At 70.9% G+C, this 13688-nt stretch carries 12 protein-coding genes; 7 read left to right on the top strand and 5 right to left on the bottom strand.

Annotation, left to right across the window (positions count from 1 at the left end; translation table 11 throughout):
• Positions 1–46 precede the first annotated feature (46 nt).
• Both ABD767_RS12075 and ABD767_RS12070 read right to left on the bottom strand, forming a co-directional pair.
• The gene (locus ABD767_RS12075) at positions 47–1210 is read right to left on the bottom strand and encodes a cytochrome P450 (RefSeq protein WP_344869713.1); all 1164 of its coding nucleotides are present in this window, start codon (positions 1208–1210) and stop codon (positions 47–49) included.
• 108 nt (positions 1211–1318) lie between these two features.
• Positions 1319–2386, bottom strand: coding sequence for a zinc ribbon domain-containing protein (locus ABD767_RS12070; protein WP_103044980.1), 1068 nt, complete (start codon positions 2384–2386; stop codon positions 1319–1321).
• 111 nt (positions 2387–2497) lie between these two features.
• Between ABD767_RS12070 and ABD767_RS12065 the strand changes: the two genes are divergently transcribed.
• A complete protein-coding gene (locus tag ABD767_RS12065; protein WP_103044981.1) occupies positions 2498–2926 on the top strand; it encodes a PAS domain S-box protein in 429 nt (142 codons plus the stop codon).
• 72 nt (positions 2927–2998) lie between these two features.
• On the opposite strand, the gene ABD767_RS12060 is transcribed toward ABD767_RS12065, so the two are convergent.
• On the bottom strand, positions 2999–3667 hold the full coding sequence (locus ABD767_RS12060; protein WP_103044982.1) for a PhaM family polyhydroxyalkanoate granule multifunctional regulatory protein: 669 nt from the start codon (positions 3665–3667) through the stop codon (positions 2999–3001).
• Positions 3668–3827: 160 nt separating this feature from the next.
• Here ABD767_RS12060 and ABD767_RS12055 point away from each other — a divergent pair, with 160 nt between their 5' ends.
• Positions 3828–4238 carry an HU family DNA-binding protein gene (locus tag ABD767_RS12055; protein WP_103044983.1) on the top strand — a complete coding sequence of 137 codons (411 nt, stop codon included), beginning with the start codon at positions 3828–3830 and terminating at the stop codon, positions 4236–4238.
• Positions 4239–4318: 80 nt separating this feature from the next.
• Here ABD767_RS12055 and ABD767_RS12050 read toward each other — a convergent pair whose 3' ends face one another.
• Together ABD767_RS12050 and ABD767_RS12045 are read right to left on the bottom strand one after the other, a co-directional pair.
• Entirely contained in the window at positions 4319–5071 is a 753-nt protein-coding gene (locus ABD767_RS12050) for a tyrosine-protein phosphatase (RefSeq protein WP_103044984.1), read from the bottom strand.
• A gap of 203 nt (positions 5072–5274) precedes the next feature.
• On the bottom strand, positions 5275–6012 hold the full coding sequence (locus ABD767_RS12045) for a lipoyl protein ligase domain-containing protein (RefSeq protein WP_103044985.1): 738 nt from the start codon (positions 6010–6012) through the stop codon (positions 5275–5277).
• A 116-nt stretch (positions 6013–6128) separates the two neighbouring features.
• Here ABD767_RS12045 and hemB point away from each other — a divergent pair, with 116 nt between their 5' ends.
• The 5 genes from hemB (at position 6129) to ABD767_RS12020 (ending at position 13601) form a co-directional block, all read left to right on the top strand.
• The gene (gene hemB / locus ABD767_RS12040) at positions 6129–7136 is read left to right on the top strand and encodes a porphobilinogen synthase (RefSeq protein WP_103044986.1); all 1008 of its coding nucleotides are present in this window, start codon (positions 6129–6131) and stop codon (positions 7134–7136) included.
• Positions 7137–7310: 174 nt separating this feature from the next.
• On the top strand, positions 7311–8825 hold the full coding sequence (locus ABD767_RS12035) for a sensor histidine kinase (protein WP_344869712.1): 1515 nt from the start codon (positions 7311–7313) through the stop codon (positions 8823–8825).
• Positions 8815–9426 (top strand): response regulator, encoded by a 612-nt coding sequence (locus tag ABD767_RS12030; protein ID WP_103044993.1) that lies wholly within the window; start codon positions 8815–8817, stop codon positions 9424–9426. Before ABD767_RS12035 ends, ABD767_RS12030 begins: the two co-directional genes overlap by 11 nt.
• A 261-nt stretch (positions 9427–9687) precedes the next feature.
• Positions 9688–11991, top strand: coding sequence for an EAL domain-containing protein (locus ABD767_RS12025; RefSeq protein WP_103044988.1), 2304 nt, complete (start codon positions 9688–9690; stop codon positions 11989–11991).
• On the top strand, positions 11988–13601 hold the full coding sequence (locus ABD767_RS12020; RefSeq protein ID WP_103044989.1) for a methyl-accepting chemotaxis protein: 1614 nt from the start codon (positions 11988–11990) through the stop codon (positions 13599–13601). Before ABD767_RS12025 ends, ABD767_RS12020 begins: the two co-directional genes overlap by 4 nt.
• The last annotated feature ends 87 nt before the right edge of the window (positions 13602–13688 follow it).

Below are 13688 nucleotides of genomic sequence, written 5' to 3'. Positions count from 1 at the left end.
CCTCATGGCGGGTGCGGAACACGCGCCATGACTGCCCGATCCGGGCTCAGCGCAGCCGCAGCGGCAGGCGGTCGAACCCCATCGCCGGGTACTGCGCGCGGTGCGGCGGCTGGCCGGGCAGCGGCGCCAGCTGCGGCGCGTGCGCCAGCAGCGCGCGCAGCGCCACGCGCAGCTCCATGCGCGCAAGCGGCGCGCCCGGGCAGACGTGGATGCCCGCGCCGTACAGCAGGTTGTCTTCGGGCTTGCGGCCCCAGCGGAAGGTGCCCGGCGCGTCGAACACGCGCGGATCGCGGTTGGCCGAGGTCCAGTGCAGCACCACGCGATCGCCGGCAGTAATGGAACGTCCGCCCAGCTGCACCGGGCAGGCGCTGATGCGCCGGTTGGCCACCAGCGGGCCGTGCAGGCGCAGGATTTCGTCGATGGCCTCGTCGTGGCGCTCGGGCTCGGCGCGCAGCTGCGCCTGCAGGTCGGCGTGGTGCGCCAGCCAGTGGGCGACGATGCCCACGGCCGCGGCAATCGTGCCGATCTCGCCCACCGTCCAGTTGCGCACGATGCTGGCGATGTGGGCGTCGCTCAGCGGCTGGCCGTCCACGCGCTCGTGCATCAGGCGGGCGGTTGCGTCCTGCTCGGGGCCGGCGCCTTGCTCGCGCCGCTCCTGCAGCAACGCGGCCACGCGGCGCTCGAAGCGCTGGCCCAGCGCGGCCAGCGCCGGGCGGTCTTGCGCCAGCGACGCGCGGTGGTGGCGCGCAATCCAGTCGGCCAGCGGTGCGTGCAGTTGCGCCGGCCAGCCCATGAAGGCGCATTGCACATGCACCGCAAACGGCAGCGTGTAGGCGCCGGCCAGATCCACGGTGTCCTGGCCGGCCATCGCCAGCGCCAACGCCTGGGCAATGGCGGCGCAGCGCGGCTCGAAGGCCTGGACGCGCTCGGCGTTGAAGTAGGGATCGATCAGCGCCCGGTAGCGCGTGTGCTCGGGCGGATCCATGCCGTTGGGCACGGCCACGTGGCGCGAGACCGCGCTGCTGAACGCCTGCGGGTCGTGCAGCGCGCGCAGCACGTCGGCGTGGCCGAAGACGGACCAGCCCAGCATGTCGCTGCGCGCGACACCCAGCGTGTCGCGCAGGCGGTCGTAGGCGGCGATCTGGTCGGCCTGAACGCTGGGGTCGCGCGGATCCCAGTCGGCGTGGGGGCAGTGGGCAGAGGGGGCCATGGCGGTAGGGCGCAAGGCGCGGTGGCCTTGCGCGTACAAGCATCACAACCGCCCCAGTATGTCCCACGCCGCTCTAAAAGAGGCTTGGCGCCCAGGGTGGCAACAAGGTCATGCGCCGGCGTGCGGCGCGGCGCCCGCGGCCGGCGCTGCCGCGCTGCCGCAGTGCTGGCAGAAATGGGCAAACGTGCTCTTGCGCGTCTGGCAATGGCCGCAGTGGTCGAACAGGCCGATGCCGCAGTGAGGGCAGAAGTCGGTCACGCCGTCCTTGAGGTCGACGCTGCGCTCGCAGCCCGGGCACACGCCCTTGGCCAGCCGCGCCTGCGCGACGTCGTAGGGCAGCTGGCGGCGGCGCTCGCCGTCGGGCAGGCGCTCGGCGCTGCGCTGGCGCTCCAGGTAGCGCTGCAGCGCGACGATGGCGTAGCGCCCGATGACCAGCGTGAGGACGAGGCCCACGCCATAGCGCACATAGCCGCCGTAGCTGGGCAGGTAGGGCACCAGCTCGAAGAAGAAGGTGAACAGCGCAAACAGGATGAAGCCCCAGACGAAGGGCCACCAGGTGCTGCGCCGCTTGCGGGCGAACAGCCAGCCCGCCAGTACCAGCAGCGGCAGCGTCAGCGCCAGGCGCATCGCGAACACGCGCAGCTGCACGCGCCGTTCCTGCACTTGCAGCAGTTCTCGCCCCTGGTGCTCCAGTACGTTCAGTTGCCCGCGCGCGGCCGCTTCGCTCTGGCGCGCATCCAATAGCGCCTGCTGCTGCTCCTGCAGGGCCTGGCGCGCCTGCTGCTCGCGCGCCTTCAGACCGTCCAGCGCGCGGGTGCGCGCCATCACCTCGGGGTCGGTTTCGGCGCGCTGGGTGCTGCTGCGCAGCGCCAGCCAGTTGGCAAAGGTCTCGCGCTCGGCCTGCGTGCTGCTGCGCGCGCGCTCCCACGCCAGGCGCGCCTGGTCTTGCGCGTCCTGCGCGGCCCGGCCCGCCTCTTTCGCCTGCTCGATGCGTTGGCGCAGCGGCTGCACCTGGGCCTGATCGAGGAAGTCGTCCAGGCGCAGCGGCGCCTCCACGCGCGGCAGGTCGCCGACGACCGCGCTGCCCAGCCCGATCAGGAACCAGGCAAAGACCAGTGCCACCAGCCACAGGCCGCGGTGAAACCATTTTTCCGACCAGCGCAATGCCTTGCTCATCGCTCATCCATTTCTTGTGGGTGGGGGGTGTACGGCGGCGCCATCCCTGCTGGCGCCATGGGTGTGGGCGGTGCTGCGCGCCGCAGTCGGTGGCGCGGAGACAATGGGCGCATGAACGCGAACACCATTCCAGAGACGACGGCCGCCGTGCCGTGGGAGCGCATTGTGGCCGATGTGGCCGATGCGCTGATCTATGCCGACACCGAGGGCCGCATCCGCGCCTGGAACGCGCAGGCCAGCGCTCTGTTCGGCTTTGGCGCAGGCGAGGCGCTGGGCCAGAGCCTGGACTTGATCATTCCGCCGCACCTGCGCGAGGCGCACTGGCGCGGCTTTGACCGGGCGATTCAGCGCGGCAGTTGCAGCCACGAGGTGCGCACCACGCGCGGCCTGCACAAGGACGGGCGCAAGCTCTACGTGGACATGAGCTTCAGCGTGGTCAAGAGCGCGGACGGCCTGGTGCTGGGCTCGGCCGCGATGGCGCGCGACGTGACCGCGCGCTACCTGGCCGAGCAGCAGGCGCGGCGCAGCGCCGGCGCATAAAGCACGATCATCTGCCGAGGGCTGGAGCGCCTCGGGCATGCATCCGCGCGGATGAGCCCTGCCGGCGCCGCGTCAGGACGCCGGGCGCGAGCGCTTGCGTGCTGCTGTGCTGGCAGCCTTCTTGGCGGCGGTTTTCCCGGCAGCGGCCTTTTTTGCGCCTGTCTTGCCAGCCGCTGGCGCATCGGCCTGCGCAGCGGCGCCCAGGTGACTGGCCATCTCGGTGGCGGCCTTGAGCGCGCCGCTGGCCATCTCGCGCGTCGCGTCGAACGCCGCCTGCTGCACGCCGGCGTCCTGCAGCGCGTTCGAGGCGATCTGCTGGAACTGCTGCGTCAGCGCATTCCACCATTGCAGCGCGTCCGCGCCGGGCAGGCCTGCGCCGGCCGCCTCGGGCGCCTTGTCCCCGGCGGGCTCCTGCGCGGCGGCGCCTGCCTCGGTCATGCGGGCGCCGAACGCGGACGCCATGTCGCCGGCAGCCACGTTCATGTCCTGCAGCGCTGCCAGCGTCATGCGCTGCACCTGCATCGCCTGCACCGTCGCTCCCAGCGCGCGGGCGTTCTGCTCCAGCCAGAACTGCACGGTCTTGAGCTCCTGCACGCGTTTGTCCAGTTCCTCGATGCTCATCGTCGGCGCCACCCAGCCGGCCAGCGGCGGCATGGCCGCGGCGCCGCCCTTGGCCAGGTTCTGCAGAAAGTCGAAACCGGGGACGAAGCGCCCGAAACCAAAGGGAGAGGTGTCGCTCATGGCAAGCTCCTGTGCGTGGAAAAGAGATGTCCCTACAGCTTAGCGCCAATGCGCGGCGCTGGCGCGTGCGCAGGGCGGGCCATGGCGTCTTTGTAGAATGCGCGCACCAAAGGCCTGGCTCCCAGGACTTTGGCATGTTCAACGAGACAAACCACCAACCATGGCTACTGCAAAGAAAACCCCTGCTTCTGCAAAAAAGACCGAGGCCCCCAAGAAGGCCGCAGCACCCGCAACCAAGGCCGCAGCACCTGCGATCAAGCCGATCAAGGAGGCGCTGACCAAGACCGCGCTGGTGGCCCACGTGGCCGAGCAGGCAGGCGTCGAGCTCAAGGCCGCGCGCGCCATGCTGGCTGCGCTGGAGGGCGCCATCCTGGCGTCGGTGCACAAAAAGGGTGTGGGCGAGTTCACGCTGCCCGGCTTGCTCAAGATCGGCCTGCAGCAGACACCGGCCAAGAAAAAGCGCTTCGGCAAGGATCCGTTCACCGGCGAGGAGCGCTGGTTTGCCGCCAAGCCCGCGTCGGTCAAGATCAAGACGCGCGCACTCAAGAAGCTCAAGGACGCGGCCGCCTGAGCGGCCGTCCTCGGCGCACGCAAAAGCAGTCTGCGGACTGCTTTTTTGTGCCTGATCGGCAAGCCGTGCGGCCGCGCGCGTCAGCGCTCCAGGTACAGCTGCGCCAGGCGCTGGCGCGCTGCGGCGTCCACGCCCAGGCGCTGGCGCAGGTAGCGTTCGATGCCGCCGTGGTCGTGCTCGACGGCATCGAGCGCGGCGAGCAGAAAGTCCTCCTGCACCTGCCAGATCACGCGCAGCGCCTCCTCGGGCGCGGTTCCCTGGACGATGGCGGGACGGCGGTACAGCGCGTTGGTCAGCAGGTAGTCCTGCATGATGGTTTCGCGCGAGACGCCCAGCGCCAGCAGCACCAGCGCGGCGGCAAAGCCGGTGCGGTCCTTGCCCGCGGTGCAGTGAAAGACCAGTGGGCCGTCGTCGGTCAGCAACTGGTCGAAGAACGCGGCGAACTGCCGCGTGTTGTCGTTGACGAAGGCGCGGTAGGTGTCCTGCATCAGCTCCTGCGCAATCGGTGCGGTCATGGCCTGGCCGGCGGCGGCCATGGCCTTGGCGCGCTGCACCACGGTGGGTTCGATGGGCAGTGCCAGTTGGCGCACCGAGGGCAATGCGTAGGGCTGCGATGCGCTTTCGTCGACTCCGCGCAGGTCGATGGCGCGCGCCAGCGGCAGCTGCGCCAGCACCTGCAGGTCGTGCGCCGTCAGCGCCGCCAGGTGGTCGGAGCGAAACAGGCGGCGCCAGCGCAGCGGCCGCGCGCCGTCGCCCAGGTAGCCGCCCAGGTCGCGGAAATTGCTGGCGCCGGCCAGCCCCAGGGTGCGAGAAGTGCGTGAGAAATCGTCCATGCGAGGACTGTATGCGAAACCCCGCACCTGTTCTGTCGCACCGGCGAGCGCGGGAGCTGGGCAAAAAAAACCCGGCGGGCGGCCGGGTTCGCAAGCCCTGCGGGCAAGGTTGCCGCGCAAAGCCCCGCTCAGGGAGGAAAAGCGGGGGGTGGCCTAAGCCACCCGGGGGCAATCTAACATTGGGGTTTGGGCGTCACAAGGGGTCATTCGGACGATGGCGCGGACGCGGCGCCCAGGGCATGCGCCAGGGCATCGCCCAGGTTCTGCGCCACCTGCGCGGCGCTGGGCGGGTGTGCTGTGAGCTGCTCGCAGGCCACGGTGCGCCGCGCCATTGCGGCCGCGTCGCCGTCAAAACCCAGCGCGTGGCACAAGAGTGGCCAGTCGGGCACGGTGACCAGCGTGCCGGCCACCAGCAGCACGCCGGTGCGCTGGCGCCGCTGCGCCAGGCCCACCAGCTTGCGCGCCCGCGCGTCGACCACCTCCCAGGGCGCGAGGCTGCCGTAGCAGGCCCAGTCGACCAGCGCGCCGGTGCGCGGGTTGGCCTGCGCGACGTCGCCCGCCGGCAGCGCGGTGCACGGCACGCCGAGGTGGCCAAGCACGTCCACGTGCAACTGCCCCAGCGCCTGGTAGCTGTCGGGAATGCGGCCCTGCACCCAGGGGTGGTCCAGCGGCAGCACCACCGAGGCGCTCACCATCCACGGCCCGGTCAGCACCGCCCCGCCGCCCGAGGGACGCTGCAGCACGTCTACGCCCTGCGGGCGCCGAGCCAGCACGCCGTCCAGGTATTTGCGCTGCGAGCAGCCCAGCACGATGCCCGGCTGCGCGTAAGTCCAGACGCGAAAGCGCGGCTGCGTCACGGGTTGCAGCATCTGCCGGTGATTCCAGTCCTGCTCCTGGGCAATCGTCGCGTCGGTGGGGGCAGTGGGCGAGGGGCTTGTCATCGCGGTTGGGCTTGTTGCCGCTGGCGCGGCCAAAAGCGGCGAGGCTATCACGCAGCCATACCCCCGGTGGGCGTGCGGGGCAGGGCGGCCGCGTGTCGATGTTGGACAATCGCGCCATGCATTTGTCCAGCCCCACCCCCTTCCCCGCCAACCGCCCGCGCCGCCTGCGCCGCGATGCGTTCACCCGCAACCTGGTGCGCGAGCACCGCCTGTCGGCGCACGACTTCATCTACCCGGTGTTCGTGCACGAGGGCGTGAATCTGCACGTGCCGGTGCCGTCGATGCCCGGCGTCGAGCGGCTGAGCCTGGATTTGCTGCTGCCGGTGGCCGAGGAATGCGTGCAGCTCGGCATTCCCTACCTGGCGCTGTTCCCCTCGATCGATGCGGACAAGAAAACGCCCGACGGCAAGGAGGCGCTGAACCCCGAGGGCCTGATACCGCGCGTGGTACGGGCGCTGAAGAAAGAGTTTCCCGGCCTTGGCGTGATGACCGACGTGGCGCTCGACCCCTACACCAGCCACGGCCAGGATGGCGTGCTCGACGACACGGGCTATATCGTCAACGACGAGACGGTGGAAATCCTCGTCGGCCAGGCCCTGGCCCATGCCCAGGCGGGCGTGGACATGGTCGCGCCCAGCGACATGATGGACGGGCGCATTGGCGCGGTGCGCGAGGCGCTGGAGGCCCACGGCCTGATCCACACGCGCATCATGGCCTACAGCGCCAAGTACGCGAGCAGCTTCTACGGACCGTTCCGCGACGCTGTGGGATCGAGCGCCAACCTGGGCGTGAGCAACAAGGACGTCTACCAGATGGATCCGGCCAACACCGACGAGGCCTTGCGCGAGGTGGCGCTGGATCTGGCCGAGGGCGCCGACATGGTCATGGTCAAGCCCGGCATGCCCTATCTGGACGTGCTGCGCCGCGTCAAGGACGAGTTCAAGGTGCCGACCTTCGCCTATCAGGTGTCGGGCGAATACGCGATGCTCAAGGCCGCAGCGCAGAACGGCTGGCTGGATCACGACAAGGTGATGCTGGAGGCGCTGCTGGCCTTCAAGCGCGCCGGCGCCGACGGCGTCCTGACCTACTTCGCGCTGGATGCCGCGCGGCTGCTGAAGTCCTGAGACTGTGAACACGCTCTGAGCCGGCTGTTCCGAGCCCGTCGATGCACGGGCTTGCGCCGCGCATTGACGCGCATCAAAGGTGCGCACCCCGGGCCAGGGCGGCCCGCCCGCCGCGCCTACCATCGGCGCATGGCGCATCCGCATCGTTTTTCGCATTCCGGCACATCTGCCACCTTGCCCGCCCTGGCGGGCGCGGCGCTGCTGGTGTTGCTGGTGGCGCAGGCGGGCAACATTGCCGCGCCGGGCCAGGGCGCGACCACGCTGTTCGTGCCCGCCAGCGGCGTGGCGCTGGCGCTGGTGCTGCGCGGCGGACTGGCGCTGCTGCCAGGCGTGGGTATCGGCTGGCTGCTGGCCTATGCGCTGGCGGGAGAGGTGCCGCTGCATGCGCTGGCGCACACGCTGGGCCAGATGGCCGCGGTGGGCGTGGCCGGCCACTGGCTGCGCAGGCGCGCACCGTTCGACTCGGATCAGCCGTCTTTCGACATGTTCAAACAGTTGCTGCTGGGCGCGTGCCTGGTCGGCGCCGGCGTGGGCGCGCTGGTCGCCAGTGCCGGGCATGCGTTGCTGCATGGCGCGTTCGAAGGCGGCGTGGCCCTGCACCTGGCGCAGGCCTGGATGGGGCCGGCGCTGGGCTTTTTGCTCGCCACGCCGCTGGCGCTGGCCTGCCACCGGGCGCTGCACCAGCCCATGGCGCTGGCACGGTTGCGCGAAGGCGTTTTGCTCTGGCTGCTGGCCGCCATTGCGGCGGCCATCATCTTCGGGCCCGCGCCCGCGCCCTGGCTGGCTCCGCTGGCCAATGCCTACTGGATGTTCTTGTTCGTCGGCTGGTCGGGCATGCGCCTGGGGCTGGCGCCGACCGTCGCGCTGCTGAACCTGGTCGCATTGATGGCGCTGTGGGGCGTCTACCAGCGCACCGGTTTCTTCGCTCGCGACATTGCCGCCACCTGGGGCTTTGGCTACTGGTCGTATCTGATGATTCTGGGCGTGCTGGGGCTGGCGCTGTCCTCCTACATGGCCGACCAGCAGGCGCAGGAGGGGCGCCGCCGCGCCGCCGAGCGGGCGCAGCGCGACGCGCTGGTGCGCGAGGTGCACCACCGCATCAAGAACAACCTGCAGGGCATCGTCGGCATGCTGCGCCGGCTCGACCGCCAGCACCCGCAGCTGCACGAGGCCATCAACCAGATGGTCTCGCAGGTGCACGGCATTGCCGTGGTGCATGGCCTGCAGGGGCGCAGTGCGGGTGAATCCATCGTGCTGGCCGAGCTGGTTCAAGCCGTGGCCCAGGGCATGTCGCAGGCCTGGGCCACGCCGGTGCGGCTGCAGTCGGCGCCGCACTGCCTGCCCTGGCGCGTGGCGGCGTCCGAGGCGGTGCCGGTGGCGCTGGTGCTCGGCGAGCTGATGCGCAACGCGGTCAAGCACGGCGGCCAGGCGGCGCAGGACGTGCAGTTGCACTGCAGCTGCGACGCGCAGGCGCAGCACGCCCGCATCACGGTCTCCAACCCCGGCCACTGGGCGCCGGACGCTGCCCGCGATGCGCTGCCCGCAGGCCATGGGCTGGATCTGGTGCGGCTGCTGCTGCCGCGCCAGGGTGCCCGGCTGACCCACGACGCGCTGGACGGCCGGGTCATCGCGCGGCTGGACTTGTTTCACCCTGTTATCTGCGTGGACAATGCCCCGCATGGCCACTGATTCAGCCCCCGCATCTCCCCAGCTGCTGCTGGCCGACGACGACCGGCTGGTGCTGGCCACGCTGGCGCAGGGCCTGCAGGCCGGCGGCTGGCGCGTGGCCTGCGCCGAGTCGGCCGAGGACGCGCTGGCGCAGCTGGACGCCGGCCTGGCCCCCGACCTGGCACTGTTGGACATGCGCCTGCCCGGCGAGGATGGCCTGGCGCTGGCGGCGCGGCTCTCCCAGCGCGGCTCCATCCCGTTCATGATGCTCAGCGCCTACAGCGACGACGAGACCGTGCGGCAGGCGGTGCAGCTGGGCGCGCTGGGCTATTTGGTCAAGCCGCTGGATACGGCGCACATCATCCCGCAGCTGCAGGCCGCGTTGCAGCAGGCGCGCGAGCAGGCCCGGCTGCGCGAAGGCCAGGCGCAGCTGCAGGAGGCGCTGGACGGCAACCGCGAGATCAACGTCGCCGTCGGCATCACCATGGTGCAGTACCGCCTGCCGCGCCACGCCGCCTTCGAGATGCTGCGCGCCGCCGCACGCGCCCAGCGGCGCAAGCTGCAGGCGCTGGCCCGTGAAGTGGTGCAGGACAGCGAGATGCTGTACCGCGGCAGCCGGTAAAAGCGCGCCGCCATTGATCTGGATCAACTGGTTTCGAGTTGTCACCAATTGACGGGCCGCGCCATCTGCAAAGATATTGGCAATCTGTATCCGCTGGCGCGCTGAACGACTGCGCCGCCACGGCCCACAGGCCCAGAACACGCCTTTCACGCGCTGCCCCTTGCCCCGGCTGCAGCGCCCGTGCTTTCAGGTGATTCGCGTGTCCGTCTCTTCCTCTCGCCCGCTCTCCCGCGCCCGCATCGATGCCCGGGCGGCGTTCACATGCCGATGCGCGTGGTGAGCCGCCTGCGCGCGCGGCGCTCCGGCAGCGAATCCTGCCCGGCGCAGCCCCTGCTGCAAAGCCTGCCCCTGCAGGGCGCGGCGCGCTGGATTTTTCGCTGGCGCATCGGCACCCGCCTGGCGCTGATGATGGCGCTGGCCGCCCTCGTCGGCCTGTGGTTGACGGCATCGGGGCTGCGCGGCATGCAGGCGTCGGTGGGAGAACTGCAGCGCGTCTATGCGGAGCGCATGACACCGGTGCGCACGCTCTCGCAGATCGCGCAGCTGATGCTGGCCAACCAGCACCAGCTGCAACTGGCGCTGGCGCGCACCCCCGACGGCGCGGCCGGTGCGCGGCGCCCGCCGGCGCTGCTCGACGAAGACGCGGCGCAGGCGGCCGCGCTGCTGATCGAGCGCAACGTGCAGGCCATCGACGCGCTGTGGCACAGCTACGCCGGCGTCCTGGCGCCCGATGGCGACGAGACCGCACTGGCCCGGCGCTTTGCCGAGCACCGCGAGGACTATCTGCGCCAGGGCATGGTGCCGGCGCTGGTGGCGCTGCGCGCGCTCGACCATGGGCAGATCCTGTACCGCGCGGCCAGCGCCGGCAGCCTGTACGAGCGCGCCAGCGCCGACATCCAGGCGTTGATCGGCTGGCAGTTCGAGCGCGCCCGCGCCATCCACGAAGAAGGCCTGCAGCGCTACCAGCGCACGCGTGCGCGCGCCCTTTGGGCGCTGGCGCTCACCGTGCTGGTGCTCGGCCTGCTGGGCTGGTGGCAGATCTGCGCGATCACCGAGCCGCTGCGCCAGGCGCGCCAGGTGTTCGCCCGCATGGCCCAGGGCGACTGGAGCTCGCCCATCGAGGTGCCCGGCCGCGACGAGACCAGCGCGCTGCTGGCGGGGCTGCGCGACCTGCAGACCCGCCTGGCGGACAACGAGCGCGAGATCGAGCACCTGATCCACTACGACCCGCTGACCGGCCTGCCCAACCGCCGCCTGCTGCGCGAGCACCTGGCCCGGGCCGTCGAGGCGGGGCGCGCCGACGCCCGCCAGCGCGCGCTGATGCTTCTCGACCTGGACAACTTCAAGACCATCAACGACACGCTGGGCCATGAAGTGGGTGACCAGTATTTGCAGCAGGTCACGCAGCGCCTGCAGGCGCTGGTGCGGCCGCCGCACCTGGTCGCGCGCATCGGCGGCGACGAGTTCGTCGTGGTCACCGGCGCGCTGCATGGCGAGCGTGCCCAGGCGCTGACCGAGGCACTGGCGCTGGGCGAGAGTCTGCGCGCTGCGCTGGCCGCACCCTGCCACCTGGGCGCAACGCAGGGCGCGGTGCACCACGGCAGCACCAGCATCGGCCTGTGCCTGTTCGGCGCCGAGGGCGCCAGCGGCAAGGAGCTGCTCAAGCGCGCCGACCTGGCGATGTACCAGGCCAAGGCCGCGGGGCGCAACCGCCTGTGCGTGTTCGACCCGCAGATGCAGACCGGCATGGCCGAGCGCGCCGCACTGACCGCGGCGCTGCGCGAGGCCGTCGACCACCGGCAGCTGGCGCTGCACCTGCAGCCGCAGGTGGACGCGCGCGGCCTGCCGGTGGGGGCCGAGGCCTTGCTGCGCTGGCAGCACCCGACGCTGGGCATGGTGGCGCCAGCGCGCTTCATCCCGCTGGCCGAGTCCAGCGGCCTGATCGTGCCGATCGGCCAGTGGGTGCTGCGCCAGGCCTGCGCGCAGTTGCGCCAGTGGCAGGCCTGCGAGGAGCTGCGCCACCTGGAGCTGGCGGTCAACGTCAGCCCGCGCCAGTTCCAGCAGCCGGACTTCGTGGCGCAGCTGCTCGCGCTGCTCGACGACAGCGGCATCGACGCCACGCGCCTGGTGCTGGAGCTGACAGAGAGCCTGGTCGTCGAGGACGTACAGGACACGGTGGACAAGATGCGCCAGCTGCACCGGCGCGGCGTGCGCTTTGCGCTGGACGACTTCGGCACCGGCTATTCATCGCTGGCGCTGCTGCGCCAGCTGCCGCTGCACCAGATCAAGATCGATCGCAGCTTCGTGCGCGACGTGACGCACGACAGCGGCAGCGCCACCATCGTGCGCACCATTGCGCTGCTGGCGCGCAGCCTGGGACTGCAGGTGATTGCCGAGGGCATCGAGACGCCGGCGCAGCACCAGACGCTGCTGGCGCAGCGTTGCCGTTTCTTCCAGGGCTACTGGTTTGCGCGGCCCATGCCCCAGGTCGACTGCCTGGCCTGGCTGCAGCAGCGCTGCCGCGTCGCGCCGAGTGTTTCTTCGTCCTCCAGGAGCACCTTATGAACCGCATCCGCATTGCCACCCGCGTCGCCATCCTGGCGCTGGCGCTGACCCTGCTGTCGCTGGCCCTGGGCGGCCTGGGGCTGTGGGGCATCGCCCAGTCCAACCAGGCGCTGCAGGATTTGCACGGCCAGCGCCTGGCCAGCACCGCCGAGATCGGGCGCATCCAGGCGCTGCTGCTGACCCAGCGGCTGCTGCTGGCGACGGCGCTGGTCACGCCCGACGAGGCCACGATCGCCGAGAACACCGCAGCGGTGGAGCGCAACATCGCCGCCATCGGCGAGGTCTGGCAGGCCTACGAGGCGCACTCCCATTCGCCGCAGGAGGCGCAGCTGGCGCGCCGGTTCTATGGCGACCGCCTGCGCTTCGTGCAGGAGGGGCTGCAGCCCGCGGTGGCAGCGCTGCGCGCGGGCGACATTGCACTGGCGCAGCAACTGGTGCGCGAGCGCGTGCGCCCTCTGTACGTGCCGGTGGGCGAGGGCATTGCCGCGCTGGTGCAGTGGCAGGCCGACGCCGGCCAGCAGGCCTGGCTGCAGGCCAGCGGCCGCTACCGGCTGATTCGCAACATCGCCATCGCCGCGCTGGCGACGGGGCTGTTGTTTGCCGTGTGGTTCTCCGGCGCGCTGGTGCGCTCGATCGCGCGCTCGCTGGGCCAGGCGGTGCAGGTGGCGCAGACGATTGCCGGGGGCGACCTGAGCCAGCCGGTGACGGTGCATGGCGGCGACGAGGCGGCCCAGGTTCTGCGCGCGCTGGCGGCAATGCAGCAGCAGCTCGGCGCGCTGGTGCGCCAGATTCGCGGCGGCAGCGAGAGCGTGGCCAGCGCGTCCAGCCAGATCTCGACCGGCAACCACGACCTGGCCCAGCGCACCGAAATGCAGGCCAGCGCGCTGGAGCAGGCCAGCGCCGGCATGCACCAGCTCGGCGCCAGCGTGCAGGACAACGCCGGCCACGCGCGGCGAGCGCGCGAGCTGGCCGAGCAGGCCAGCCAGGTAGCCGGGCGCGGCGGCAGCGTGATGGACGAGGTGGTGCAGACGATGCGCGAGATCCACCGCTCGTCGGACCAGATCGCCAACATCATCCAGGTGATCGACTCGATCGCCTTCCAGACCAATATCCTGGCGCTGAACGCGGCGGTAGAGGCCGCGCGCGCCGGCGAGCAGGGCCGCGGCTTTGCGGTCGTCGCCGGCGAGGTGCGCAGCCTGGCGCAGCGCAGCGCCCAGGCGGCCCGGGAGATCAAGGTTCTGATCACCGGCAGCGTGCAGCGCGTGGGCACTGGCGCGCAGCTGGTCGAGCGCGCCGGCGCGACGATGCAGGAGGCCGTCGCTGCGATTGCTAACGTCAGCGTGCTGATGGCCGAGATCAGCGCCGCCACCAGCGAGCAAAGCACCGGCGTGGCGCAGATCGGCGCGGCCGTCGAGCACCTGGACCAGAGCACGCAGCACAACGCGGCGCTGGTCGAGGAGCTGTCGGCCGCCGCGCGCGGCTTGCAGGATCAGGCCCACGCACAGGTGCTGGCCATGGAGCGCTTCACGCTGGCGGACGTTGACGGCCCGCGCCTGCCGGCCATTCCTTCCCGTCAGGAGCCCCGGCAAATTCGTCACGAGACGTTTTGAGTTTTTGGCGGGCGGTAGTTCCAACGGGCCATTGAAGCGTTGCCTGGCTGAAGTTAATCTTTTTCGTCTGGTGATTGCGTTTGATGA

It is taken from the genome of Comamonas faecalis (assembly GCF_039538025.1).
Lineage (GTDB): Bacteria > Pseudomonadota > Gammaproteobacteria > Burkholderiales > Burkholderiaceae_C > Comamonas_C > Comamonas_C faecalis.
This window is presented reverse-complemented; position numbering and strand designations above follow the sequence as displayed.